Raw genomic sequence first — 24,012 nt, forward strand, 5'->3', positions numbered from 1 at the left:
TTCCCCGATGACCTTCAGACTTCGCGCTGCGCACCCCGACGATCTGGAACCTCTTTACGAGATGGCGAAGCTTACCGGCGGCGGGTTCACCAACCTGCCCGCTGACCGCGCGTCGCTCAAGGCAAAGCTCGAACGCACCGAGGCCGCCTTCACGCGCGAGGGCGACGCCCTCTGCGACGAGCAGTTCGTGCTCGTGCTCGAGAACGCCGAAACCGGGGAGGTCAGGGGCACGTGCCAGCTGATGACCCAGGTCGGGCAACGCTGGCCGTTCTACTCCTACCGCAAGACCACCCTGACCCAGCATTCGCAGGAGCTGGATCGAACCGTGCGCGCGGACCTTCTCAGCCTCGTGACAGATCTCGAAGGGTCATGCGAGGTGGGCGGGCTGTTCCTTCACCCGAGCGAGCGAGCGGGCGGTCTCGGCCTACTGCTCGCGCGGAGCCGGTACCTTTTCATCGCGATGCACCGCCAACGGTTCGCCGATCGCATTCTGGCCGAATTGCGCGGAATCATAGACGAGCGCGGAGGTTCGCCGTTCTGGGACGGCGTGGCTGGCCGCTTCTTCGGGATGACCTTCCAGGAAGCGGACTATTTCAATGCGATCAACGGCAACCAGTTCATCGCCGACCTGATGCCCAAGCATCCGGTCTATATCGCGATGCTCGACGACGACGCGCGCGACGTGATCGGCATGCCCCACCCCACCGGCCGGGCGGCGATGCGGATGCTCGAGAACGAAGGGTTCCGGTATGACGGCTACGTCGACATCTTCGACGGTGGTCCGACGATGACAGCGCGCACGGACGATGTGAAATCGATCCGCGAATCCCGGCGGGCGAAGATCGCCAGCGCAACGCTAGACATCGGCGAGCGCTCGATCATCGCAGCCGGCACGCTAGGCAGCTTCCGATCCGCGTTCGGAATGCGCGAGTTCCGTCCCGACGGGACAATCGAGATCGACCACCGGTCGGCGGGATTGCTCGGAGTAGGCGAAGGCGACGAAGTGTGGAGCGTTGCCCGGTGACCGACCAGTCGGGTCTCATCGAGATCAATTTCGACGGCATCGTCGGCCCCAGCCACAATTACGCGGGCCTCAGTCTCGGCAACCTCGCCGCGACCGCCCACGCAGGCGACGTAAGTTACCCGCGCGCCGCGGCGCTCCAGGGGCTTGCCAAGATGCGCCACAACATGGCGCTCGGCCTCGCGCAGGGCTTCTTCGTGCCGCTTCCCCGCCCCAACGCGGATTTCCTTCGCCGGTTGGGCGCCGATGAATCCACCGACCCGGCGCTTACCGCCGCCGCATGGTCTGCCTCCTCGATGTGGACCGCGAACGCGGCGACAGTGAGCCCGTCCCCGGACACGCGCGACGGGCGCTGCCACCTGACGCCGGCAAACCTCGTGACGATGCCGCACCGCGCTCAGGAAGCGAAAGACACGGCCCGTCAACTCAGGCTGGCATTCGCCGATGAAAGCCGCTTCGTCGTTCATCAGCCGGTACCGCCCAGCTTCGGCGACGAGGGCGCGGCCAACCACATGCGCTTTTGCGAAAGTCACGATGGACCCGGCGTGGAGGTCTTCGTTTACGGGCGCGGCGGCGGCTCGTTCCCCGCCCGCCAGCACGAACAGGCCAGCCGCGCTGTTGCCCGGCTGCACCGGCTCGATCCCGGGAAGGCGGTGTTCGTCGAGCAGAATCCCGCCGCGATCGCAGCAGGTGCATTCCACAACGACGTCGTCGCGGTGGCAAACGGACGGGTGCTCTTCACCCATGCTGAAGCCTTTGCCGACCAGTCGGCGGCTTACGAGGCGATCCGCAATGCGTTCCCCGCGCTCGAAGTCGTCGAAGTGCCTTCGTCCGCGGTAACGCTCGCCGAGGCGATTCGAAGCTACCTGTTCAACGCACAGCTGGTCACCCTGCCCGCAGGGGACACCGCGCTCATCGTGCCCGGCGAATGCACCGAAGTCGACGCGGTTTCGCGCTATCTTGCGACCCTGGTCGCGGGGAACGGTCCGATCCGACGAGTCCTGCCGGTCGACGTGCGCCAGTCGATGGCCAATGGCGGCGGACCCGCCTGTCTGCGTCTGCGGGTCGTCGCCGACCCGACCACAATAGATCAGCGCTTCCTGCTCGACGAGGCGAAGGCCGACAGGATCGAGGAGGTCTTAACGAGGCACTGGCCCGAAACCATCAACCCCGCCGACCTGGGGCAGCCCGACCTTGTCGCTGACGTCGTCATGGCGCGCACCCGACTGCTCGAAACGCTCGACCTCGAAATTCTTGGTTAACGCGCTGGACGCAGAAGCGGTAGGTTTTACACTCTACCTCGTATTAACCATCGCACGGGACACTTCCGTTGCCATTCGGCACCGAAGCGCAGCTGCGACGTTAACGATTGCAACGGGTTGTGCGAGGCTTTGCATGCTGAAGAAGATCGGACGCCTCTTCGTCATCAAGACGCGGGTCGAGGCGTGCCTGATCATCTATGCGCTGGCCCTGGGCGCTTGCGAGCGCGGCGTTCACTACATGACGCAGTATCCCGGCTGGGGCGGAAAGTTGCTATTCGCCGCCGCGACCGGATCGGTCTTTCTGGCGGGGGCAAAAATCTTCGATTGTTTGCGCTTCGAAAAGGAGCGGCGCGAAACAGCCAGCCCGGTGCCCTGACCGTCCGCTTCGATCTTCGCCAGATTCGCCGCGATCCGCGAGTCCGGAGACGACCCCGGACGCGGGCCTGATCCGCCAAAGAGTCCAATCACCCAGAGCGAGGTGGGGGATTCTGTTGCTAGGCTCCCCCGGGCCCCCGGTTTCCGATTCTGTTACCCGGTTCGGTCCGAACCGTGCTCTAGGCTTTGTAACGTCAGGCCGTCAGGCCCTAGAATTACGCAGCGAGAGCAAGTGCTTCGTTGTCGTTGGCACTTGTGTGTTGTGAGCCTATTTGCGGGTTACTCAGCCCGGGCGAAAACAGCGCTTTTCAGCACACGTCGATCCTGGTTCGGCCCCGTCATTTCCCCCACGAATGGCGGAGGAGGTGGTGGAGCCGCCGGGTACTGCCCCCGGGTCCGCTGCGCCTATTGCACGCCGCAGTTTATCGCCATAGCCGGAACAAGTCCGGCACCGCCGATATAGGCCATGCCGGCTTAATGTGAAGTGACTTCAGGGACGCTTGCGGAGTTCGTCGCGGATCTCGACAAGCAGATCGGTCTCGCTGGGACCGGCCGGTGCCTCTTCCTTCTTCGTCTCGACCTTGTTTGCCGCCTTGACGATCAGGAAGATGACCCACGCTATGATGAGGAAATTGACCAGCTGGGTGATGAAATCTCCGTAACCGATCATGGCGACGCCGGCCTCTTTCAGCTGGGCGTAATTCGTGACTTCACCCTCGTAGCCTGCCGGAATTTCCCCGAGGCGGATGAAGTAATTCGAAAAATCGATATCCCCGAAGATCCAGCCGATCGCCGGCATGAGGATGCTTTCGGTGAGCGAAGTGACGATCTTCCCGAACGCCGCGCCGATGATGACGGCGACCGCGAGATCGAGCACGTTGCCGCGATTTATGAATGCCTTGAACTCTGCAAGCATCTTTCCCCCCCCTGTCGGCGACCCTTGGTGCTCACGCTGCGCAGGAAAATTGACCGCGTCAACTCTCGCAAATTCTTGAACCCTTCCCCCGGTGTGCTAGATGGGCAATACAGGGCCGGGCGTTTCCGGCGATGTGGAACAAAGGGGCTTGCCGCGATGAATTTCACCGCCGTCCGCCGCGCCGCTATCGTGGCGCTGGCCGCTCTCGGACTTGCCGGTTGCGGGATAAATTCTATCCCCACCAAGGAAGAAACGGCCAAGGCCCGCTGGGCCGACGTCGAGGCGACGTTCCAGGAACGCGCCAATCTCGTACCCAACCTCGCCGAGGTCGCCAAGGGCGCGGCCGAGCAGGAGCGCGGAATCCTCACCGACGTGATCGAGGCCCGCGCGAAGGCGACCAGCATCCAGGTATCCGCCGACGACCTGTCGGACCCGGCCAAGATGGCGCAATATCAGGCCGCGCAGGAGCAACTCGGCGCCGGGCTGGGCCGGCTGCTCGCCAATTTCGAACGCTACCCCGACCTCAAGTCGATCACCAACTACCAGATGCTGCAGGGCCAGCTCGAAGGGATCGAGAACAAGGTCCGCATCGCCATTCGCGACTACAACGAAGCGGTCCGCGAGTATAACACCGAGATTCGCACCTTCCCCAGCATCATCGGCGCGAAGGTGGTCTACGGGGCCGAACCGCTGGTGCCTTACAAGGCTGTGACGCCCGGCGCGGAAACCGCGCCAACGCTTGACATGACTCCGGGCGGATCCGCCACCGCGCCCGCCGCCGGCGCCAACGACAACGCCGCGCAGCCTACCGCCGCCGCCGCGAACCAGTAACGCTCCGATGCGCGCCTTCGCGCTCCTCCTCGCCCAGGTGCTGGCGGCCGGGGCGATGCTTTTTGCAACGCCAGCGCTGGCGCAGGATTTTCCTGCGCTGGCCGGCCGGGTGACCGATGCCGCCAACGTCATCCCCGCCGACATCGAGGCGTCGCTTGAGGCGCGGCTGGCCGAATTCGAAACCCGCACCCGGCGCCAGTTCGTGGTGGCCACGGTGTCCGACCTGCAGGGATACGACATCGCCGATTACGGCTACCGCCTCGGCCGCCACTGGGGCATCGGCGATGAAGAGCGCAACGACGGTGTCATCCTGCTCGTCGCGCCGAACGACCGAAAAGTGCGGATCGAGGTAGGTTACGGCCTCGAGCCCTACCTGACCGACGGGTATTCGACATTGATCGTCCAGAATACGATCCTGCCCGAATTCAGGGCCGGCGACATGCCTGGCGGAATTGTTGCCGGAACGGACGCGATCATCAAGCAACTCGAATTGCCAGCTGAGGAGGCTGCGAAAGTCGCCCGTGAAGCGCAGGAACAGCAGTCTGCGGACGAAGGCGGTTTTCCCGTCGGCATGCTCATCTGGTTCGCGTTCATCTTCCTGTTCTTCATACTGCCGCTTATTCGCGGGCGCCGGCGCGGCGGACGGCACAACGGGACGCTGACCGGCAGCACGATCGGCGACATCATCGTCTGGGAAGCAGGCAAGTCGATCCTCGGCGGCAACTCGCGCGGCGGCGGCTGGGGCGGCGGCGGGTTCGGTGGCGGGGGTTTCTCAGGCGGCGGCGGCAGCTTCGGCGGCGGCGGCGCGTCGGGCGGCTGGTAGGGGGCACGCAATGGCATACCTGAGCAAGGCCGAGCACGATCGCGTTTCATCGGCGGTAGCTGCGGCGGAGGAACATACCGCGGGCGAGATCGTCACCGTCCTTGCCGAACGTTCGGACGGGTATCACGACATCCAGATCGGATGGGGACTTCTTGCCGCGACGACCGCGCTTGCCTTCCTCGCGCTTCTACCCGGTTTCTACCTTCCACTTGTCGACCGTGTCCTGGGCGGATGGAACCACGATTGGCACCCCCAGGCGGTGTTGACGCTTGCCCTCGCGGTGATGGTGCTGAAGTTCGCCTCGGTCTGGGCGATCCAGTTCTGGCAGCCCCTGAAATTCTTCCTCATCCCGCCCCTGGTGAAGAAAGCCCGGGTCCACGATGCTGCGGTACGCCATTTCAAGGTCGGGGCCGAGCGGCGCACGCACGGGCGCACGGGAGTATTGATCTACCTGTCGATGCGCGAGCACCGGGCGGAAATCGTCGCCGATGAAGCGATCGCGCGCAAGGTGCCCGGCGAAGTCTGGGGAAGCGCGATGGCAGATATGTTGGCCCATATCCGCGAAGGCCGGATCGCCGAGGGCCTCGCGACCGGCATCGCGGACGTCGGCGCCGTCCTCGCGGAACATTTCCCGCGCGACGAAGACGACGTGAATGAACTGCCCGACCGGTTGATCGAGGTATGACCGCGGACCGCGGCGAACCCGAGGAAGTCGTCTGGCAAGGCCGTTACATCGCCGCGAAGGTTCGGGGCCGGTGGGAATACGTCGGGCGAGTGCGCGGGATCCGGGCCGCGGTTATTCTCGCAGTCGATGAAGGGCATGTCCTGCTCGTGGAGCAATACCGGGTACCTCTCGGCAAGGTCTGCCTCGAACTGCCGGCAGGCCTCGTCGGAGACCAGAACGATCCCGACGAAGACGTGCTGGCGGCCGCAGGGCGCGAACTCGAGGAGGAGACCGGCTGGCGCGCCGACCGGCTCTCGATCGCCGGCGAATTCTACAGCTCGCCCGGGATGGTCAGCGAAAGCTTCACTCTAGTGCGTGCGCACGGCCTGACGCGGGTGAGCGCAGGGGGTGGAACCGATGGTGAGGACATCACCGTTCACCGCGTGCCCCTTGCCGAGCTTTCCGGTTTCGTCGAGAAGCGCAGAAATGCGGGCATCGGGATCGACGTTCGAATAATGGGTCTGCTACTGGCGGGCGACATTCGGGGAGAGTGACATGGCAGGACGGGTTGCGGGCAAGCTGGCGCTGGTAACGGGCGCTGCGCAGGGGCTCGGCGCGGCGCACTGCCAGGTTCTCGCCCGTGAAGGCGCGCGCGTGATCTGCACCGACATCAACGGCGAAGGCGCTCACGAAACCGCTGCCGCACTCAACAAGCAGCACGGCGACGGAACCGCCTTTGCGATGCAGCACGACGTGACCGATCCGGACAGGTGGGATGCAGCGATCGAGATGGCGCGCGACACGCTTGGCGGCCTCTCGGTGCTGGTCAACAACGCAGGAGTCGGGGTGCGGGGCAATATCGAGACCTGCACGCTCGAGGAGTGGCGGCGCGGTTTCGCGATCAACGTCGATTCGGTGTTCCTCGGCTGCCAGAAGGCCCTCCCCCTGATGAAGGACCATCAGCCTGGTTCGATCGTCAACATCAGTTCGATCGCCGGTCTTATCGCGAGCGATACGATGCCCGGCTACAACGCCAGCAAGGCGGCGGTCTGGATGCTGTCGAAATCGGTCGCGCTCTACTGCGGCAAGATGGGCTGGAACATCCGCTGCAACTCGGTGCACCCGACCTTCGTCGACACCCCGATCCTCGACGGGATGACGAGCCGCACAGGCCACTCGAAAGAAGTAATCATGGACAAGCTGGCGCGGCAGATCCCGCTGAAGCGGGTGGGCGTGCCGCGCGAGATCGCCGACGGCGTCCTGTTCCTCGCCAGTGACGAGAGCAGCTTCATGACCGGGGCCGAACTGAAGCTCGACGGGGGCATCTCGGCGATGTGAAGGGTTGGAGGGAGCCCCCGAAAGGGCTCCCTCAGTCGGCGATCAGCGCGATCGCGAGATAGATCAGCAGGAACGAGCCGAAGCCGATGATCGTGCCTGCGGCGAAGACTACGCGGACCAACAGGGGGTCGATCCCGAAGTAGCTGGCGATCCCGGCACAGACCCCGAAGACCTTGCCGTTGGCGCGATCGAGGTGAAAGCCCTCGCGTTTGGGCGTGACGGCGGAGCGGGTGCGGTCGGGCCTGTTCATGCCAGCATTCCGCCCGGGAGAAGCGCACCGCCGTTGGCGGGGGCAATCGCCGTCGCCAGCATCACGAGGCTGAAGGCGAGCGAGAAGAAGGCGGCGGCAGCCTTGGTGTTGAGAAGTTGCATGTCTGATTTTCCCTTTATCAAGAATGTCCGGCGGGCCATTCCGCCTGATGCCGATACTTTCGCAAGGGGCGTGCCAATTTAAAAAAATGGCGGAAAATAGCCATTTTCTCGATCGACCATATGGACGGCCGATGAACGCCTTGCTCAACTTAGGGAAATTTTCCCAATTGTTGGGACCCCCTCTGTAAGCGCTGGCAGATATGACGAGTGACCGCTATCGGCCGATCCTAATGGCGCTCGATCGCATCTCCCTCACGACATTCCGAAATCATCGTGCCACCAGCCTCGACGGGGCAGGCCGGTTCAATCTGCTCGTCGGCGAAAACGGAGCGGGCAAGACCAACGTGCTCGAAGCGCTGTCGCTTCTCGCGCCGGGTCGAGGCCTTCGCCGTGCTTCGCTTACCGACATGGCGGCGAGTGATGGCCCCGGGGGTTTCGCTATCGGCGCTTCGCTCGAGGCGGAGGGCGAGCCGGTGCGGCTTGGTACCGCCACCGATCCGGCTCGACCTTCGCGCCGACTGGTGCGGATCAACGGCGCCGAATCAAGCGCGCTCGCGCTTGGCGAGTGGCTCGCTCTCGCATGGTTGACGCCGGCGATGGACGGACTGTTCACCGACAGCGCAGGCGCGCGTCGGCGCTGGCTTGATCGCATGGCAGTCGCGCTCGACGCGGATCACGCACGGAGCGCCGCGCGATACGAGGCAGCCCTTCGCGAACGAAACCGCCTGTTGTCGTCGGAGACGCCGCCAGATCCGATATGGCTCGATGGCATCGAGACGCAGATGGCCGAAGCCGGGGCAGCGCTTGCACAGGGGCGCACGCGGCTCGTGGAGGCGCTGTGCGCCGAACTGTCCACGCTGCCGCCTGAACCATTTGCAAGACCGCGCCTCGCGCTTGCCGGAGGTGGCAGCGCCGATCCCGCGGCCTTGCGGGCCGCACGACCCGCCGATCGCGCCGCCGGCCGCACGCTTGCCGGCCCCCACCGCGACGATCTGGCGGTCACGATGGCAGGCAAGGACCAGCCGGCCGCCCATTGCTCCACCGGTGAGCAAAAGGCGATGCTGATCGCCATCACCCTGGCCCACGCGGGCCTGGCCGCGCGCGGGCGAGCGAGCGTCCTGCTGCTTGACGAGGTGGCCGCGCATCTCGATCCCGTGCGGCGCGAGGCGCTGTTCGCGCGGCTCGCGGACGGCGGCACGCAAGTCTGGCTCACGGGAACCGAAACCGCGCCGTTCGAACCGATCCTGAGCAACGCATCGGTGTGGCGAATTGCCGGAGGGTCGGCCGAGCGGATGAGCTAGGCGCGGCTCGCAAGCGCGTCCGAACAGTCGGCGCAGATTTCTCCGGGCGAGGCGTTCGCAGCGGCGAGGCGGCCTCGGGAGGCAGCGACGGCCGGACTCTTCCCGCGCCCCATGCTCCAGTTCGACTGCATCCGGACCTGCGGATTGGGCGCGCACCAGATTTCGCCGTTTGCGTCGAGCGCAGTGATCCAGAACAGGTTATGCTCGGGTCCGTAGTCGATCACACCGAAGGCCAGGCCGTCGCCCTTGTCGAGCACGTGAAGCGGTATCGGTGGGTTGAGCTGGGTGAACATGCGGGTAATCCCTTTCGTCCGCTCAACCCCGCGAACCAGAGGGCGTTCCAAGGCCCCCGCAGATGTCAGTCCTTACGGGAAAGCGCCGCCTCGAGCGCGTCGACGCGGGCGGCCAGTCTTTCGCTGTCTTCTCGCGCGCGAGCGGCCATGTCCTTGACCGCGTCGAACTCCTCGCGACTGACGAAGTCCAGCCCGCCGAACGCCTCGCGCATCCGTTCGCGCGCGCCATCGCGCGCCTCGCGTGTCATGCCCGCGAACGTGCCCGCAGCCGCATTGGCCAGCTTGACGAGATCGGCGACGAGGGGATTTTCGCTCTGCATGGCGCGCTATGTGGCGGCGACGCCACCTGCGCGCAAGTCAGAACTCGTAACGCTCGACCGCGCCGTTGGCCGGTTCGTCGATCCCGCCCGCAGGGTTCAGTTCGAGGAACTGCCAGTTGAGCACCGTCGCAAAGGCAATCCATGCCAGGTAGGGTAACAGCAGGACGCCCGCCAGCATGCGCACCCGCCAGAACAGCACGATCGTCAGCAGCACGAGCACGTCGAGCACGCCGATCACGACCAGCGCGGCGCGGATTTCGTGCAATGCGAAAAACACTGGCGACCACGCGAGATTGACCACGAACTGGAGTGCGAACACCGCGATCGCGGCGGATCGGCCGCGCGCGCCCCAAGCCGCGCAGACCATCGCGAGCGCGAGTCCCATGAGGACATAGAGGATCGTCCAGACGATCCCGAACCACATCGGGGGCGGGAAGATCGCAGGCTTTTCGAGCGAGCGGAACCACACGCTGTCGGCCCCGCTTCCCGAGAGCTGCCCGGACAGGAATCCGAGCAGCACCACGAGCGGCACGGTGAACAACGCCCAGCGAACCAGACTGGCGCGCAACTGTCCACGCGAGGCGAGAGCGGTCATGGAGTCTCCATCGAAGCCGATTCGTGGGCGGATTTGTGGCCGACCGCGAATGCGGGCGCAACGTTGCCACGCCGTGCGGCGATGAGGAACTCGACATTGCCTTCCGGTCCCGTGATGGGACTGCGGACAATTCCGTCGACTGCCCAGTCACGTACCTCGAGCCAATTTCGAACATCCGTGCAAACGCGCTCGTGAAGCGCAGGGTCGCGCACGACGCCGCCCTTGCCGACTTCCTCGCGGCCGACCTCGAACTGGGGCTTGATCAGCGCGACGAGCCGACAGTCCGCCGCCGCGAGGTCAAGCGGTCGCTCGAGGACCTTGGCAAGGCCGATGAACGACGCATCACAAACGACCCAGCCGCACGGGGCATCGATCATCCCGGGGGTCAATATTCGCGCGCTGGTTTGCTCCAGCACGGTCACCCTCGGGTCCTGCCGAAGCTTCCAGGCCAACTGGTTGGTTCCAGAATCGACGGCGAACACGCGCGCAGCCCCGTGCTGCAAGAGGACATCCGTAAAGCCGCCGGTCGAGCTACCGATGTCCATCGCGATCGCCCCCGCCGGGTCGAGCGCGAAAACGTCGAGCGCGTGGGCCAGCTTTATTCCGCCGCGGGAGACCCACGGGTGATCCCTCCCGCGCACGTCGATCTCGGCATCCACCTGCATCTGGTGACCGGGCTTGTCGAGCTTTCGCTCACCCGAAAAGACCACGCCCGCCATCACAAGCGCTTGCGCACGGCTGCGGCTTTCGGCGAGGCCGCGGTCGACGAGCAACTGATCGAGGCGCATCTTTCTCATGGACCTTTTGCGGGTTAGCGTGCGTTGGTCGCCTGTCAAACCGGGAGAATTCATGCGCTTTCGTGGCCCCATTGCCGCCCTCACATGTCTTGGCGCTGCCTGTTGCACCGCTCCGGCGCCGGAGCCGACCCCCGCACCCCCGCAGGCTCGTCCCACGACTGCACCGGCACCTGCCGGCGCGCCCGCGCCGAGCTTCGACAACTGGATGGACGCGCCGCAGACTGACGGCGACTGGTTCTACCGCAGGAGCGCCGCGACCACCGCGGCGCTCTTCGGGACCGCGGGGGCGGACGCTCGGTTCGCGTTGACCTGCCGCATCGCCGACCGCACGATCACCCTCGCACGGGCGGGGACGGCTTCGGGAGGAGTGCCGCTGCGCATCCGCACCGAGACCGCCGATCGCGTCCTGACGGCGCAGCCTTCGGGCGGCGATCTGCCGTCGCTGGTGGCGACCGTTGCCGCGAACGACCCGATCCTCGATGCGATGGCATTTTCGAAAGGCCGTTTCGCGGTCGAGGCCGCGGGCCAGTCGACGCTCTACCTGCCAAGTTGGCCCGAGGTCACGCGGGTCGTGGAGGACTGCCGGGGGCAGGTATGAAAAAGGCCCGCGAAAGCGCGGGCCGGAAGCGTCGAATACTGACAGTGAAAAACTATTTTTCAAGACTTGTGTTGCGGGGCCGAAAGACTCACATTCCCTGTCGAGGCCAGCGACCCACGCGGCTCTCGGCCCCCGGTGAAACGGCGGGTCTGGCTCTAGAAGCGCGAAAGGAGGTGATCCGATGTCTCATGGTTCAGCAGGGAGGTCGGTGACGACCCTCGCGAGGCATTATCGGTAATCTCTGACGCCGATAGAGGCTTCGTGGGCGGCCGAACCGGCCGCTGACCATGCGAAGGGCGGTTCCTGGCAGAAGGGGCCGCCCTTCTCATTTGGGGATAGGCCCGCCCTTCCCCGCCCTTGCCTCACTTGCGTGGCGGCGCGGGCCGCCCTAACCGGCGCTGCATGGACTTCGCGCACCTGCCCCACCCCGCTCCCGTACCCGGCGAAACCCGCGCCCAGGCGATCGCCGACCCGGGTTTCGGCACGGTCTTCACCGATCACATGGTCACCGTCGACTATCATGCAGGACGCGGTTGGCACGACGCGCGGATCGGTCCGCGCGAGCCGTTGAGCCTCGATCCCGCCTGCGCGGTGCTGCACTATGCGCAGGAAATCTTCGAGGGGATGAAGGCATACCGGCATCCCGACGGCCAGTTCGCGCTCTTCCGGCCCGATATGAACGCGGCACGGATGAATTCGTCCGCCGACCGGCTGGCGATGCCCCACGTGCCCGAGGACCTGTTCGTCGAAGCCTGCCGTCAACTCGTTCTCAAGGACCGGGACTGGTTTCCCACCGTCGAAGGCGGAGCGCTCTACCTGCGGCCCTTCATGTTCGCTTCGGAAGCATTCCTGGGCGTGCGGCCCGCGCGCGAATACAAGTTCCTGGTCATCGCCTCGCCGGTGGGGAACTATTTCAAGTCCGGCGTGCCCGCCGTCAGCATCTGGGTGAGCCGGGATTTCGTTCGCGCAGCACCCGGCGGGACGGGGGCGGCAAAGACCGGCGGGAACTACGCCGCGAGCCTGGTCCCGCAAGCCGAGGCGATTGCCAAGGGACACGACCAGGTCGTCTTCCTCGACGCCGTCGAACGCAAGTGGATCGAGGAACTGGGCGGGATGAACCTGTTCTTCGCCTTTGACGACGGTAGCGTGATCACCCCGCCGCTAACCGGCACGATCCTGCCGGGCGTCACCCGCAACAGCCTGATCCAGTTGCTCCGGGACGAAGGCCTTTCGATCCGCGAGGAACGCTATTCGATCGACCAGTGGCGGCGCGACGCAGAGAGCGGCCACCTGATCGAGACGATGGCCTGCGGCACGGCGGCCGTCGTTACTCCGGTTGGCAAGGTGGAGGGACCCGAGGGAGCGTTTACGATCGGATCGGGCGGCCCGGGCCAGCTGACTGGTAAGCTGCGCGAGCGGCTGGTTTCGATCCAGCGCGGCCTCGCGCCCGATCCGCATGGCTGGGTCGTGAAGATCTAGCCGTCACAGCCGCGTCAGTGTCATCGCCGCGCGGGCGAGCCATGGTGCCTTATCGGTGGCGTGGACCAGCGCCGAAGCACCGGCCTGCCTTTCGGCAATTTGCCAAATCAGCCTCGCGACGCGGACCGGCCATCTGGCCCGCGCCGCGAACCTTGCCTGGAAATGCGGGCCGTCCCTTCCGGCGAGCCAGGCCCGTGCCGCGGAAATGCCGCTGTCCAGGGCTATTGCCATGCCCTCGCCAGCGAGAGAAGGAATGACCGCGGCCTGGTCGCCGAGGCGGTAAAGGCCCGGCTTGCTGGTCCGGGCGATCCAGCCGTAGGGAACCGAGCCGACCGTATCGACCACACTGTCGCTCGGCGCGAAGGCGATGCGCTGGGCAAAGTGGGGGTGCTCTGCGGCGAGCCGGTCGAGAAGATCGCGCGGCTTCCCGCCGGCATCGGCCAGCAGCGACTTGCGCAGCGCAAGACAGACGTTGGCACTGCCATCCTCCTGCAAAACGATCCCGGCATATCCGCCGGCAAACAGGTGCAGTTCGATCCGCCCGTCGAGCAGCGTGGCAAGCCGGTCGTGCGCCGGGATGCGGATACGCAGGCCAAGCGCGGGATCATCGTCGTCACGCGGGCGCGACTGGCCGCGTACGTCATGCTTGCCGCTGGCGAGGAATATCGCCTCCGATACGTAATCGCTCGCCTCTCCCTCGACCACGTCCGGCCGGACAGCGCGGACCCGGTCAATGACCAGTCGGGCTCCCGCGGAGACCGCGCGCTTGCGCAGCGCACTGTCGAGCGCATGGCGCGACAGGCCGAAGCCTGAAGACGGCAATCGAGCCGTCGCCTCACTCGTGCCGGCAATCAGCGCCAGCGTCGCGACCGGGGGCGCGCCCAGATGCACGGGACAGGCATCGATCGCCCGCAGCTTCGCCGCGGTGCGCCACGAAAGGAAGCCCCCGCACAGCGCGTCGCCCACCGTCCCGTCGCGGTCTATCAGGTCCGGCGTAGCTCCGCCGCTGCACAGCTCGATTGCGGCCATGCATCCGGCCGGCCCCGCGCCGACGATCAGCGGCGCTTTTCGACGCATAGCCGGAAGGGAAACTGGCGAAATACCCGCGCGCCCTCGATGCCCGCCTCAGCGAGCAGCGGCAGCCACTCAGAGGGTCTATAGGACCGGGCGATCGACAGGCGTCCATCGTGTCGCACGATGGGGTGCCAGCGCATGATCCCCGCGAGAATCGGCCATCCTGCATAGGCAAAGCCATGACGGTGGAGGTCGTTGACGAACCACCCGGCCGCAGCCTCGCGATCCATGAACCGCAGGAACGCGACGAGTTGCCCGTGGCTCATGTGATGCGCGACAAGGCTCGAGATCACGCAGTCCCAGCCCTCGCCCGCGAGATCGGCGTAGTCGCCAGTCCGGTATTCGATCGCCGCACCATTGGATGTCGCACTGCGCGCCGCGGCCACGCTGCGGGGGTTGAGGTCGATCCCGACGAGCCGCGCCTCGACCCCGCGCTCCCGAGCCCATTGCGCGATCGCGCGCAGCATGTCGCCGTCGCCGAAGCCGACATCGAGCACGGTGAAACTCTTGCGCGTGCCGATCGCGCGGTCGAGAAACGCCAGCGTTGGCCGCCGTGCCATGGTCAGCGTATTGACTTGGGCCAGATGGTGAAGGACTTGCGCGTAGGTCCCCGCGTCGAGCGCGGGATCGTCCATTAGTTCGTCGTCGAGGGCGCGATCAGCCAGCATCGCGCCAGCCGAAGCGAAAACCCTCCATTGCAAGGCCCGGTCCGAACGCCAGTGCGACCCCGCTGTCCGGACGCGAACGCAGGATTCGCCTGAGCGCGAACATCAAGGTCGAGGAACTCATGTTCCCGAACATCCGCAGGACCTCGCGCGATTCGTCGAGCGCCGTTGGCGAGAGATGCAGGCCCTTTTCGACCGCATCGAGGATCGAGCGCCCCCCCGCGTGAACAGCCCACGCAGCGATATCTGCCGGATCCCTGCCTCCCGTGATCCGGCGCTGGACGGTCGGGTCGGCCAGTGCGGACGCAATTCGTCCCGGCACTTCGCCCGACAGCCGCATGTGGAAGCCGGTATCCCCTATGCGCCAGGTTATCAGATCAGCACTGTCGGGAAGCGCCGCCGAAATGCCTTCACCCAGTGCCAGTCCTGCTTCACGCCGGGTGACGATGGCCGCTGCGGCCCCGTCGCCGAACTGCGCGCCCATGAGGAGCGGCTCGAGGTCCATTTCCTCCTGATGGTGCAGGCTCGACAGTTCGACGGTGACGACGAGTACGCGGGCGTCGGGTTCGGATCGCACGATGTGCCGTGCGGTGCGAAGCGCCGTCACGGCAGCGTAGCATCCCATAAAGCCGACAAGGACCCGCTCGACGCTATCTCCCAGCCCGAGCCGGCGAGCGATGATCTGGTCGATGCCCGGTGCGACGAAGCCCGTGCAGCTGGCGACGACGATGTGGGTCGGCGTTCCGAGTTCGGGCAGGCCGGCAATGGCCTTCAACGCCAGCTCGGGTGCCGCCCGCGAGTAGATTGCCATGCGAGCCGCAGTGCTCGGCGCCTCGCCGCCGTAGAAGCCGACCCCCTCGTCAAGCCGAGCGTCTTCCTCGTCCAGGACCGACCAGCGATGCTCGATTCCGGACCGGCTCGCCATGCGTTCATAGAGCTTTGCTTCGCGGCTTTCGCCCAGGCGGGACAGGGCCCAGCGGCGATAGTCGGGTTCGAAATCAAGATCAGGGACCGCTGTGGCGATCGCCGAGATAGTAGCCATGTCGGGCAATTCCCGTCGTCATTTGCAATCCAAACGGTCCCCGCGCCGGATTGCTCCACACGATACTAGCGTTCGGGCACCCTAGAGCGCAACTCGTCGAGCCAGACATCGGCAACCGCGTCCGACGGCGCGCGCCAGTCGCCACGGGGGCTGAGCGCACCGCCGGCACTAACCTTGGGACCGTTGGGCATTGCGCTGCGCTTGAACTGGCTGAAACCGAAGAACCGGCGCAGGAAGTTCTCGAGCCAGTGGCGGATCGTGACGAGGTCGTATTCGTGTTTGGCATCCTCAGGGAAGGCTAGCGGCCACCGGCCGCGGCTCGCATCGCGCCAGGCGTGCCAGGCAAGGAACGCGACCTTCGACGGCTTCTGACCCCAACGGATGGTGTGGTGGAGGAAGAAATCGTTCAGCTCGTACGGGCCGATGATGCTCTGCGTGCTCTGGATCTCGCCGCCATCGCCGGGAGGAACGAGTTCCGGGCTGATTTCAGTGCCAACGATGGATTCTAGCACCGCGTCGGTCACCGAGTCGAACTGGTCGGTGCGCGTCGTCCAGCGGATTAAACACTGGATGAGCGTCTTGGGAACGCCCGAGTTCACCCCGTAATGGCTCATCTGGTCGCCGACGCCGTATGTGCACCAGCCCAGCGCGAGTTCCGACAGGTCCCCGGTGCCGATCACGAACCCGCCGTGCTGGCCGGCGAGCCGGAATAGATAGTCGGTGCGAAGCCCCGCCTGGACATTCTCGAACGTGGTATCGTGGACCGGCTCGCCCTGCGCATACGCATGACCGATATCGTGCAGCATGCGCTCCGCGGCGGGCCGGATGTCGATTTCCTCGGCCGTGATGCCGAGCGCTTCCATCAGTTTCCATGCGTTCGACTTGGTGCCTTCCGAGGTCCCGAAACCGGGCATCGTGTATCCGCGGATAGTTGCGCGAGGCAGGCCCAGCCGGTCGCAGGCCTTGGCGGCAACGATGAGCGCATGCGTGCTGTCGAGGCCGCCCGACACCCCGATCACCAGCGACCTGGGCTTCGTCGCCTCGATCCGGCGCATCAGTCCGTCGACCTGGATGTTGAACGCCTCGAAGCAATCCTCGTCGAGTTTGTCGGGACGGTTGGGCACGAACGGGAAGCGCCGCACGGGACGGACAAGTCCGATGTCCGCGAACGACGGTTCATGCGCGAAAGGCACGATCCTGAAACTGTCTTCGGGGCGGCCCTCGTGCTCGGCCGCGTCGTTGAAGGTCTGCATCCGCATCCGGTCGGACAGGATGCGTTCGCAATCGACGTCAGCGATGCAGAGCTCGGGCTGCAAGGCGAAGCGTTCGCTCTCGGCAAGGAGGTCGCCGAGTTCGTAGATCATGCCCTGCCCGTCCCATGCAAGGTCGGTCGTGCTCTCGCCGTGCCCGGCGGCGGAATAGACATACGCCGCCACCGCGCGGCTCGACTGCGACCGGCTGAGCAGGTGGCGCTCGTCGCTCTTCCCGATGGTGATATTCGACGCGGACAGGTTGCACAGGATCGTCGCCCCGGCGAGCGCGGCGCGGGTCGATGGGGGAACCGGGGCCCAGTAATCCTCGCAAATCTCGACCGCCACTCGGAACCCGGGCAGATCCTCGGCGGCGAAGATCAGGTCGGTCCCGAACGGGACCTGACTTCCGGCCACGGCGATCTCGATCCCTTCGATCAGCCGCCCATTGGCGAACCAGCGCTTCTCGTAGAATTCGCGGTAGTTCGGCAAGTAGCTTTTGGGCACGGCACCCAGCAGCCGCCCGCGATGGATAGCCAGCGCGCAGTTGTACAGGCGGCCATTGTGCCGCAGCGGCGCGCCGATGAGCAGGAGCGGGTCGAGATCGCTGCTTGCCTCTATGATGTCGGCCACTGCCGCCTCGACCGCCTCGACCATCGCAAGCTGGAGATGGAGGTCGTCGATGGCGTAGGACGACAGGCACAGCTCCGGATAGACCACGAGATCCACGTGCGCGTCGTGCGCGCGCCTCGCTTCTTCCAGAATGGCGTCGCGGTTGAACGCCACGTCGGCCGTGCGCACCTGCGGGGTGCTCGCGGCCACGCGCACGAGCCCGTGCGCGTGCAGGGAATAGAAGCGGTCCGAAGCGTCGTTCATGCGTGGAGCGCGTCTTCCATCATCGCGAGCGCGACTTCAAGCGCGGCGATCCGGACGCCCGCGCGACCGATCGATCCGAAATGCTCCTCGCGGTGGGCGCAGGCCCCGTCACGGGTCGCGCAGGCGAAGTGCACAAGCCCTTCCTCGTCGCCCGGCCCGCCGGGGCCCGCAAAGCCCGTCACCGACAGGGCGACGTCGGCGTCAGACCGCGCGATCGCTCCCTTCGCCATGGCGCGCGCCACATCCTCGCTCACCACGCCGACGCTGTCGATCAGCCCGGCGTCCACCCCGAGCAGATCGGTTTTCGCCGCTTCCGCATAGGTCACGAAACCGCGATCGAATACATGGCCGCGTCCGCCGACGTCCGTCAGCAGGGCGGCCAGCAATCCGCCCGTGCAACTCTCGGCGGTTGCGAGCGACAGATCCTTTTCATGCGCCAGATCGAGGACACGGCAGGCCCTCTCCTGCAGTGCATCGGGCAAGGCGTGGTCAAGCGTCTCGGCCTTGTCGCTGTTCTTTGTCATGCGGGCTCAACCCCGGCTCGGCGGGAGCGTTCCGTACCGTCCTTCCCGCTCACGCAGCAAGCAGCTTGCTGGCCCGGGGTGATCCCTCGAGAAGATCGATCAGCGCCCGTTCCTCGCGTCCCAGCCAGCGGGTCGCGCGCGGCATCCGCAAGGCGCTGCGCCATTTCTGCTGCCGTTCGACGAGCGCGATGACCGCGGGATGCACGTAGCTGCGCCGCGTCACCGCTGGCGTGTTGCCGAGGTGATCGGCCACTTCCTCGAGCATGGCTTTCAGCGTCACCTGTCCCTCGGCCTCGGCCAGGACCTTGAGTGCCAGGACGCTGGCATGCCAGGTGCGAAAGCTCTTGGCGGTGAAATGATCGCCCATCGTCTCGCACAGGTAATCGTTGACGTCCGCCGACCCGACCGAGCGCAGATCGCCGTTCTCGTCCTCGTACTGAAACAATCGCTGACCCGGCAGGTCCTGCATGGCCCGCACGACCCGGCTGAGCGCCCGGTCCGACAGCACCACTTCGCGTTCGACCCCGCTCTTCCCCCTGAACTTGAGCCGGATGGTCTGGCCTTTCACCTGCGCATGGCGCTGGCGCAGCGTCGTTGCTCCGAAGCTCTTGTTCGACCGCGCATAGGCATCGTTGCCGATGCGGATGGCGCCGAGGTCGAGCAGGCGCACGACACTTGCGATCGCGCGCTCACGGGTGAGGGCCCGGGCCTTGAGGTCGATCTCGACCCGTTTGCGCACGAGCGGCAGGAGCCGGCCGAAAGATGCGCAGCCGTCGAACTTCTCGCTTTCGCGCGCAGTCCGGAAATCAGGGTGATAGCGGTACTGCTTGCGCCCCTTGGCGTCGATACCGGTGGCGAGGATGTGGCCGTTCGGCGCCGGGCAGAACCATGCGTCGGTATAGGCGGGCGGGAGTGCCACCCGGTTCAGGCGGTCCCGCTCGTCCGGATCGGTGATCAGCTCGCCCTTGGGATCGTAATAGGCCCATCCACGACCGCTGCGCTTGCGCGTGATGCCCGGCATGTCGTCGTCGACATATATGAGCTTGGATTGAGCGACCATGACCTGCGCAACGGCATTGGCGGCTTGCGGTTCCGCGAGCCCATGTCCATCTTCTTCTGAACGTCACACGGAGCGTCTCGCGCATGACCGGTACCGACTATTCCCCGCCGAAAGTCTGGACACACGACAAGGAGAACGGGGGTCGTTTCGCCAGCATCAACCGCCCCACCGCCGGCGCTCGGCACGACCGGGAACTGCCGGTCGGCGCGCATCCGTTCCAGCTCTACTCGCTCGGCACCCCGAACGGGCAGAAAGTGACGATCATGTTCGAGGAACTGCTCGAGGCGGGCCACGATGCCGAATACGATGCGTGGATCATCAACATCGGCGAGGGCGACCAGTTCTCGAGCGGGTTCACCGCGCTCAATCCCAACGGCAAGATTCCCGCGCTGGAGGACCGCAGCGGCGCGGAACCCTTCCGCGTATTCGAAAGCGGCGCGATCCTTATCCACCTGGCGGAGAAATTCGATTTCCTGCTGCCCCGGCAAAATCCCGCCCGTGCCGAGGTGCTGAGCTGGCTGATGTGGCAGATGGGCACCGCCCCGTTCATCGGCGGCGGTTTCGGTCACTTCTACGCTTACGCTCCGGAAAAGTTCGAATACCCGATCAACCGCTACGCGATGGAAACGAAGCGCATTCTTTCGGTCGCCGATCTGCGGCTGGCAGAAACCGAATTTCTCGCGGGAAGCGCCTATTCGATCGCCGACGTCGCGGCCTACGGCTGGTTCGGCGCGTTGTTGCGGGGCGATGCCTACAACGACGCGGCGAAGTTCCTGTCGGTGCACGAATACACCAACCTCGCAAGGTGGGTCCGCGCGCTCGAAGACAGGCCTGCGGTCCGGCGTGGCCGGATCGTAAACACGTCCAACATGAAGGAACGCCACTCGGCGGCCGATTTCGACGCGATCGAAAAGCCCGAATTGCTCGACCGCGTCCCCTGGAAGTCGCTCGAGAGCGCCTGACGGCCGCAGGGATCAATCGGGACGCGGGGGATCCGTTCGCCGCAAGGTGAACATGTACGCCGCCAGTTCCTCGATGTGCTCCGCCGGAATCTCGAAATACATCTCGTCCGGATAGTTGCGGTGGTCGCGCATCCACTGCGCCAGCGTTGCGGGGGTCAAGCCAGGCAAATTCGCGATGGCGGAAAAGCTGGGCGCGAGCGCCAACGGCGAGGTTTCCGCATGATCGACCGAGTGACAATCGGCGCAACGGTTGACGGCAAGCTTGTAGCCCCGTGCCTCAAGCGCGCTGCCGGCGTCCATCGCACCTGTGTCATCGGATCTTGGCGCAAACGAGTGGCAACCGGCCAGGGCAGCGCACGCCAAGGGGATCAGCAGCTTCGTCATTCCCAGGAGACTGGTGATCCGCATTCCCGGCGGCAATGATCCAGATCAAATCGCTGGCCGTGGCAGCCAGCCCCGCATGCGGCCTGACCCGCGCCGCCCGCGTTCTTGAATCGGTACCGGGTCTTTCCTTGCGCGGCGAGGTCGCTATAGGAGCGCCGCGCTGCTGGGGCGTCGCCAAGTGGTAAGGCACCGGTTTTTGGTACCGGCATTCGCAGGTTCGAATCCTGCCGCCCCAGCCAGCGCTAATCGTCCAGCGAGCCAAGCCGGGCCCGCACCGCCTCGGCCTGCGCCATGATGTTGGCGACCAGCTGCTTGCAGGTCGGGATGTCGTGGATCAGCGCCTGGCTCTGCCCGCTCGACCAGATGCCGCCGTCCATATCCCCCATTGCATAGACGAGTTCGCGCCCGCGCGCGCCGGCCATGAGGTGTTTCACTTCCTCGAACGTGGTGTCAGGGTTGCGCTGGATCGCGGCGACCTCTTCGGAGACCGCGTTGCGTGCGACACGCGCAGTGTTACGGAATGGCCGGCCCACCAGCACCGTGTCGAGTTCGGTGTTCTCGACGATCTGGCGCTTCACGTTGGGATGGATCGCCGCTTCCTGCGTGGCGCAGAAGCGCGTGCCCATGTTGACCGCGTCCGCACCCAGCGCGAGCGCGGCGACCAGGCTGCGGCCATCGGCCATGCCGCCACTCGCCACGATCGGCGTGTCGGGAAGCGCATCCACGGTAGCGGGCAGCAGGACGACAAGCCCGACGTCATCCTCGCCCGGATGCCCAGCGCATTCGAACCCGTCGATGCTGATCACGTCCACGCCCTTGCGCACCGCGCTTTCGGAATGGCGGACGCTGGTGCACTTGTGGATCACCCTGACCCCGGCTTCCTTGAACGCGGGCAGGTGATCGGTCGGCGCGCGCCCGGCGGTCTCCACTATCTTGAGACCGCTCTGGATGATCGCCTCGCGGTATTCGTCGTAAGGGATCGGGTTGATCGACGGCAGCAGGGTCAGGTTCACGCCGAACGGCTTGTCGGTCAGCCCGCGAACCTTGTCGATTTCCTCCCTGAGCGCGGCACCGCTGGGATACATGTGCGCGGTGATGAACCCGAGCGCGCCGGCCTCGGCGACGGCGGCGACGAGTTCGCCGTAACCCACGCCGGTCATGCCCCCCATGAGGATCGGTGTCTCGACCCCGAACATCTCCGTGATCCGCGTCTTGAACGCCATCGTCCACTCCCTGCTTGCTCGCTTTACGTTTGCGTCAACCTTACGCGAGCACGGCGGCAGGGCAAGCGAAATGCCCGAAGTCAGGCGGGACTTCCGACGCAGGCTGCAGCTTCCTCCGGGTGCGAATAGAGGATCATCTGGCCGGCCGAGACGACGACGTGGCATTCCGCTCGCGGGAGCAGCCGGGAAAAGTACCGCCGGGAAACCTGCGGATCGTGCAGGACGAAGTGCCGTCCGAAGACGAGCGTGTAATGGTCGGTCCGGCCGCGCGGATGCGGTTCCCAGCCCCTCGCCCACGAGACATTTTCGACGATGTAGCCGGACAGGTTTTTCCGCAGGGGCATCGTTGCGAGCAGATAGTCCTCGGCAACACGGGGATCATCGAGGGATTTCAGATCGGGATCGCTTTGCGCGAACGACCGCCGCATTCCCACTACGATCCGTTCGGGCGTCGCGTAGCGCAGAAACAACCCGATCAGCAGGCGGATCGACCCCGGGCTTCGCGCATAGCGTCGCTTGAGCGCCCCGAGAGGTCCCTTGTCGACCGGCGAGTGATGTACCGGCGGAGTCGGATTGAAGAGGATCGCCCGTTCGATCCTGTCGCCGAGCCGGTCCGTGAAGAAGAACGCCCCCTGCCCCGTGCTTCGACCGACCAGCACGATTTTCGGGACTCCTTCTTCGTCCAGGACCAGGACGAGGTCGTCCGCGGCCTGGGCGAAATGCGCATCCGCGCTTTCGGAGTCGGCATTGCTGGTCTCCCCGAAGCCGGGGCGGTCGACGACGATGACCTGCCATCCCAGACGGTTAAGGCACCGGACGAAGCGGGTCGGTGGATGACGGCAGCAGATCGAGCTGTGAAGCAGGACGATGGCGGGTGCACCGCGGTCGCCGAACACCGAGTAGGCGATCGTTCGCCCCGCACCGTCGCGGACCGACGCATGACGCAGGGCGGGCGCGGGGTCGAGCGCACCGTCAGGCCGGTCGAGGAAGGATTCCGCGATGTTGGACGCCTGCGCCAGCACGCAGCTAACCTCGGCCGCAGAGGTGACGTCCAGCCGCTGGTAAATCTCCGCAAGCAGGGCTTTCACCGTTGCCAGCGACATGCCGTTAGTCCGGGCAATCGCCTTGCGCGGCGATCCTCCCGCGATTGCCCGGGCGACGGACAAGTGGCGCGGACCGATTTCGAGCATGTCGGCGATCGTGTCGTCGACCGGCTTGAAGTCGTCCGAACGCGGCCCGAACATGATCATCAGGATGTGTTCGACCGTTTCCGCAAGGTTGCGGGTTCCGAACTTCGCGCGCAGCCGCATGACCGCATTGCGCGCGGGCACTCGTTTGAGACCCGCGGACGCGGCAGCTTTCTCGAAATCGCCAAACTCGGCAAGCGCGTTGGCCAGCGCAGCCTCGACGGCCGAAAGGCCATAAGCCTCGGCGATGCGACCGATTGCAACATCCCATGCCGGATGGGCGAACCGCAGGACCAGGGCAAGGGGACGCGGGTGATCTCGCGCCACCCCGCACGATGCGGCCCAGTTATCCCGTAGCGCCTTGCCGTCGACCAGGAAGAGATTGCCGCGCCCGGGCCAGCCTTCCGCCCAGCCCCGCGGAAGCAAGCGGCAACAGCGCGCCGACCCGATGAGGCCCAGCAATTCTTCGCATTGCCAGCCGGACAGGAACGTTGCGTCGCCCGCAGAGCCGAGTGCGACCGCGCTCGGCCCGGGCATGATCGCCGTGATGTGAAATTCCCCGACCCCCATGCAGGCAGTCGTGTGACAAAACCGGCAGGGTAGCAAGTATATGGATGGCGGCGATTTTCCTGGCCATTCGCGATTTCCCTGCCGACGCGCAGGCGGGCGACCCCGGAGGCTTGGTTGTCGGCCGCGGCCTGCGTATGGTGGCCTGCATGGCGGCGCCCCACTGGCCGTCGAGCGCCCGCGTCGCCCAGTTCCCGAGGAGCCAATGAACCT

General features: G+C 65.7%; 29 protein-coding genes, 1 tRNA gene and 1 other RNA gene. 14 read left to right on the forward strand and 17 right to left on the reverse strand.

Translation table 11 applies throughout. The features are described from left to right. The first annotated feature begins 7 nt into the window (after positions 1 to 7). The 3 genes from ACPV3N_RS03280 to ACPV3N_RS03290 all read left to right on the forward strand — a co-directional run bounded on the left by ACPV3N_RS03280 (position 8) and on the right by ACPV3N_RS03290 (position 2,659). Positions 8 to 1,024, forward strand: coding sequence for an arginine N-succinyltransferase (locus tag ACPV3N_RS03280; RefSeq protein ID WP_440114594.1), 1,017 nt, complete (start codon positions 8 to 10; stop codon positions 1,022 to 1,024). Continuing rightward, positions 1,021 to 2,283, forward strand: coding sequence for an N-succinylarginine dihydrolase (locus tag ACPV3N_RS03285; protein WP_440114597.1), 1,263 nt, complete (start codon positions 1,021 to 1,023; stop codon positions 2,281 to 2,283). The genes ACPV3N_RS03280 and ACPV3N_RS03285 overlap by 4 nt, the downstream gene beginning before the upstream one ends. A gap of 133 nt (positions 2,284 to 2,416) precedes the next feature. After that, positions 2,417 to 2,659, forward strand: coding sequence for a hypothetical protein (locus ACPV3N_RS03290; RefSeq protein WP_440114600.1), 243 nt, complete (start codon positions 2,417 to 2,419; stop codon positions 2,657 to 2,659). 138 nt (positions 2,660 to 2,797) lie between these two features. On the opposite strand, the gene ssrA is transcribed toward ACPV3N_RS03290, so the two are convergent. Continuing rightward, positions 2,798 to 3,146, reverse strand: a transfer-messenger RNA (tmRNA) gene (ssrA, locus tag ACPV3N_RS03295). Positions 3,147 to 3,148: 2 nt separating this feature from the next. Continuing rightward, the gene (gene mscL / locus ACPV3N_RS03300) at positions 3,149 to 3,574 is read right to left on the reverse strand and encodes a large conductance mechanosensitive channel protein MscL (RefSeq protein WP_440114603.1); all 426 of its coding nucleotides are present in this window, start codon (positions 3,572 to 3,574) and stop codon (positions 3,149 to 3,151) included. A 156-nt stretch (positions 3,575 to 3,730) separates the two neighbouring features. Here mscL and ACPV3N_RS03305 point away from each other — a divergent pair, with 156 nt between their 5' ends. From ACPV3N_RS03305 to ACPV3N_RS03325, 5 genes are read left to right on the forward strand one after another with little or no spacing between them, the layout of a single operon-like run. Continuing rightward, positions 3,731 to 4,405, forward strand: a complete 675-nt coding sequence (locus ACPV3N_RS03305) for a LemA family protein (protein ID WP_440114606.1) — start codon at positions 3,731 to 3,733, stop codon at positions 4,403 to 4,405. Between the two features lie 7 nt (positions 4,406 to 4,412). Continuing rightward, positions 4,413 to 5,228: a TPM domain-containing protein gene (locus ACPV3N_RS03310; protein WP_440114609.1), complete on the forward strand. Its 816-nt coding sequence runs from the start codon at positions 4,413 to 4,415 to the stop codon at positions 5,226 to 5,228. Positions 5,229 to 5,238: 10 nt separating this feature from the next. Then, positions 5,239 to 5,913 carry a TPM domain-containing protein gene (locus ACPV3N_RS03315; protein WP_440114612.1) on the forward strand — a complete coding sequence of 225 codons (675 nt, stop codon included), beginning with the start codon at positions 5,239 to 5,241 and terminating at the stop codon, positions 5,911 to 5,913. Next, the gene (locus ACPV3N_RS03320) at positions 5,910 to 6,446 is read left to right on the forward strand and encodes an NUDIX hydrolase (RefSeq protein ID WP_440114615.1); all 537 of its coding nucleotides are present in this window, start codon (positions 5,910 to 5,912) and stop codon (positions 6,444 to 6,446) included. Before ACPV3N_RS03315 ends, ACPV3N_RS03320 begins: the two co-directional genes overlap by 4 nt. Position 6,447: 1 nt before the next feature. Then, positions 6,448 to 7,230: an SDR family oxidoreductase gene (locus tag ACPV3N_RS03325; RefSeq protein ID WP_440114618.1), complete on the forward strand. Its 783-nt coding sequence runs from the start codon at positions 6,448 to 6,450 to the stop codon at positions 7,228 to 7,230. Between the two features lie 31 nt (positions 7,231 to 7,261). Here ACPV3N_RS03325 and ACPV3N_RS03330 read toward each other — a convergent pair whose 3' ends face one another. Both ACPV3N_RS03330 and ACPV3N_RS03335 read right to left on the reverse strand, forming a co-directional pair. Beyond that, positions 7,262 to 7,480: a PspC domain-containing protein gene (locus tag ACPV3N_RS03330; protein ID WP_440114621.1), complete on the reverse strand. Its 219-nt coding sequence runs from the start codon at positions 7,478 to 7,480 to the stop codon at positions 7,262 to 7,264. Next, a complete protein-coding gene (locus ACPV3N_RS03335; protein WP_440114624.1) occupies positions 7,477 to 7,602 on the reverse strand; it encodes a hypothetical protein in 126 nt (41 codons plus the stop codon). The genes ACPV3N_RS03330 and ACPV3N_RS03335 overlap by 4 nt, the downstream gene beginning before the upstream one ends. A gap of 230 nt (positions 7,603 to 7,832) precedes the next feature. Between ACPV3N_RS03335 and recF the strand changes: the two genes are divergently transcribed. Further along, complete coding sequence (gene recF, locus ACPV3N_RS03340; RefSeq protein ID WP_440114627.1) at positions 7,833 to 8,903, forward strand: DNA replication/repair protein RecF; 1,071 nt, start codon at positions 7,833 to 7,835, stop codon at positions 8,901 to 8,903. Here recF and ACPV3N_RS03345 read toward each other — a convergent pair. The 4 genes from ACPV3N_RS03345 to ACPV3N_RS03360 form a co-directional block, all read right to left on the reverse strand. After that, positions 8,900 to 9,196, reverse strand: coding sequence for a hypothetical protein (locus tag ACPV3N_RS03345; protein ID WP_440114630.1), 297 nt, complete (start codon positions 9,194 to 9,196; stop codon positions 8,900 to 8,902). The genes recF and ACPV3N_RS03345 overlap by 4 nt on opposite strands. A gap of 65 nt (positions 9,197 to 9,261) precedes the next feature. Beyond that, positions 9,262 to 9,516: an accessory factor UbiK family protein gene (locus ACPV3N_RS03350; RefSeq protein WP_440114633.1), complete on the reverse strand. Its 255-nt coding sequence runs from the start codon at positions 9,514 to 9,516 to the stop codon at positions 9,262 to 9,264. Positions 9,517 to 9,553: 37 nt separating this feature from the next. Further along, positions 9,554 to 10,111, reverse strand: coding sequence for a TspO/MBR family protein (locus tag ACPV3N_RS03355; protein ID WP_440114636.1), 558 nt, complete (start codon positions 10,109 to 10,111; stop codon positions 9,554 to 9,556). Then, entirely contained in the window at positions 10,108 to 10,899 is a 792-nt protein-coding gene (locus ACPV3N_RS03360; protein ID WP_440117421.1) for a TlyA family RNA methyltransferase, read from the reverse strand. Before ACPV3N_RS03360 ends, ACPV3N_RS03355 begins: the two co-directional genes overlap by 4 nt. 214 nt (positions 10,900 to 11,113) lie before the next feature. On the opposite strand from ACPV3N_RS03360, the gene ACPV3N_RS03365 reads away from it, so the two are divergent. After that, the gene (locus tag ACPV3N_RS03365; RefSeq protein ID WP_440114638.1) at positions 11,114 to 11,506 is read left to right on the forward strand and encodes a hypothetical protein; all 393 of its coding nucleotides are present in this window, start codon (positions 11,114 to 11,116) and stop codon (positions 11,504 to 11,506) included. Positions 11,507 to 11,908: 402 nt separating this feature from the next. Beyond that, positions 11,909 to 12,985: a branched-chain amino acid aminotransferase gene (locus tag ACPV3N_RS03370; protein ID WP_440114641.1), complete on the forward strand. Its 1,077-nt coding sequence runs from the start codon at positions 11,909 to 11,911 to the stop codon at positions 12,983 to 12,985. A 3-nt stretch (positions 12,986 to 12,988) separates the two neighbouring features. On the opposite strand, the gene ACPV3N_RS03375 is transcribed toward ACPV3N_RS03370, so the two are convergent. The 6 genes from ACPV3N_RS03375 to ACPV3N_RS03400 form a co-directional block, all read right to left on the reverse strand. Beyond that, entirely contained in the window at positions 12,989 to 14,014 is a 1,026-nt protein-coding gene (locus ACPV3N_RS03375) for an NAD(P)/FAD-dependent oxidoreductase (RefSeq protein WP_440114644.1), read from the reverse strand. A 26-nt stretch (positions 14,015 to 14,040) separates the two neighbouring features. After that, positions 14,041 to 14,727 (reverse strand): methyltransferase domain-containing protein, encoded by a 687-nt coding sequence (locus tag ACPV3N_RS03380; protein WP_440114647.1) that lies wholly within the window; start codon positions 14,725 to 14,727, stop codon positions 14,041 to 14,043. Next, positions 14,717 to 15,766, reverse strand: coding sequence for a type III polyketide synthase (locus ACPV3N_RS03385; RefSeq protein ID WP_440114650.1), 1,050 nt, complete (start codon positions 15,764 to 15,766; stop codon positions 14,717 to 14,719). The genes ACPV3N_RS03380 and ACPV3N_RS03385 overlap by 11 nt, the downstream gene beginning before the upstream one ends. A gap of 65 nt (positions 15,767 to 15,831) precedes the next feature. Next, positions 15,832 to 17,892, reverse strand: a complete 2,061-nt coding sequence (locus ACPV3N_RS03390) for an NAD(+) synthase (RefSeq protein WP_440114653.1) — start codon at positions 17,890 to 17,892, stop codon at positions 15,832 to 15,834. Beyond that, positions 17,889 to 18,416 (reverse strand): CinA family protein, encoded by a 528-nt coding sequence (locus tag ACPV3N_RS03395; RefSeq protein WP_440114656.1) that lies wholly within the window; start codon positions 18,414 to 18,416, stop codon positions 17,889 to 17,891. The genes ACPV3N_RS03390 and ACPV3N_RS03395 overlap by 4 nt, the downstream gene beginning before the upstream one ends. A gap of 49 nt (positions 18,417 to 18,465) precedes the next feature. Next, positions 18,466 to 19,476 carry a DNA topoisomerase IB gene (locus ACPV3N_RS03400; RefSeq protein ID WP_440114659.1) on the reverse strand — a complete coding sequence of 337 codons (1,011 nt, stop codon included), beginning with the start codon at positions 19,474 to 19,476 and terminating at the stop codon, positions 18,466 to 18,468. 83 nt (positions 19,477 to 19,559) lie between these two features. Between ACPV3N_RS03400 and yghU the strand changes: the two genes are divergently transcribed. Continuing rightward, positions 19,560 to 20,438 carry a glutathione-dependent disulfide-bond oxidoreductase gene (gene yghU / locus ACPV3N_RS03405; protein ID WP_440114662.1) on the forward strand — a complete coding sequence of 293 codons (879 nt, stop codon included), beginning with the start codon at positions 19,560 to 19,562 and terminating at the stop codon, positions 20,436 to 20,438. A gap of 12 nt (positions 20,439 to 20,450) precedes the next feature. Here yghU and ACPV3N_RS03410 read toward each other — a convergent pair whose 3' ends face one another. Continuing rightward, positions 20,451 to 20,822 carry a c-type cytochrome gene (locus tag ACPV3N_RS03410; RefSeq protein ID WP_440114665.1) on the reverse strand — a complete coding sequence of 124 codons (372 nt, stop codon included), beginning with the start codon at positions 20,820 to 20,822 and terminating at the stop codon, positions 20,451 to 20,453. A 35-nt stretch (positions 20,823 to 20,857) separates the two neighbouring features. Here ACPV3N_RS03410 and ACPV3N_RS03415 point away from each other — a divergent pair, with 35 nt between their 5' ends. Together ACPV3N_RS03415 and ACPV3N_RS03420 are read left to right on the forward strand one after the other, a co-directional pair. Then, the gene (locus ACPV3N_RS03415; RefSeq protein WP_440114668.1) at positions 20,858 to 21,007 is read left to right on the forward strand and encodes a hypothetical protein; all 150 of its coding nucleotides are present in this window, start codon (positions 20,858 to 20,860) and stop codon (positions 21,005 to 21,007) included. Continuing rightward, a tRNA-Gln gene (locus ACPV3N_RS03420) sits at positions 20,987 to 21,061 on the forward strand. Before ACPV3N_RS03415 ends, ACPV3N_RS03420 begins: the two co-directional genes overlap by 21 nt. A gap of 3 nt (positions 21,062 to 21,064) precedes the next feature. Here the strand turns inward: ACPV3N_RS03420 and ACPV3N_RS03425 are convergent. Then, a complete protein-coding gene (locus tag ACPV3N_RS03425) occupies positions 21,065 to 22,045 on the reverse strand; it encodes an NAD(P)H-dependent flavin oxidoreductase (protein ID WP_440114671.1) in 981 nt (326 codons plus the stop codon). Positions 22,046 to 22,125: 80 nt separating this feature from the next. Further along, on the reverse strand, positions 22,126 to 23,802 hold the full coding sequence (locus ACPV3N_RS03430; protein WP_440114674.1) for an alpha/beta fold hydrolase: 1,677 nt from the start codon (positions 23,800 to 23,802) through the stop codon (positions 22,126 to 22,128). Positions 23,803 to 24,012: the final 210 nt, after the last annotated feature.

The organism is Tsuneonella sediminis, from assembly GCF_051912845.1.
GTDB lineage: Bacteria > Pseudomonadota > Alphaproteobacteria > Sphingomonadales > Sphingomonadaceae > Tsuneonella > Tsuneonella sediminis.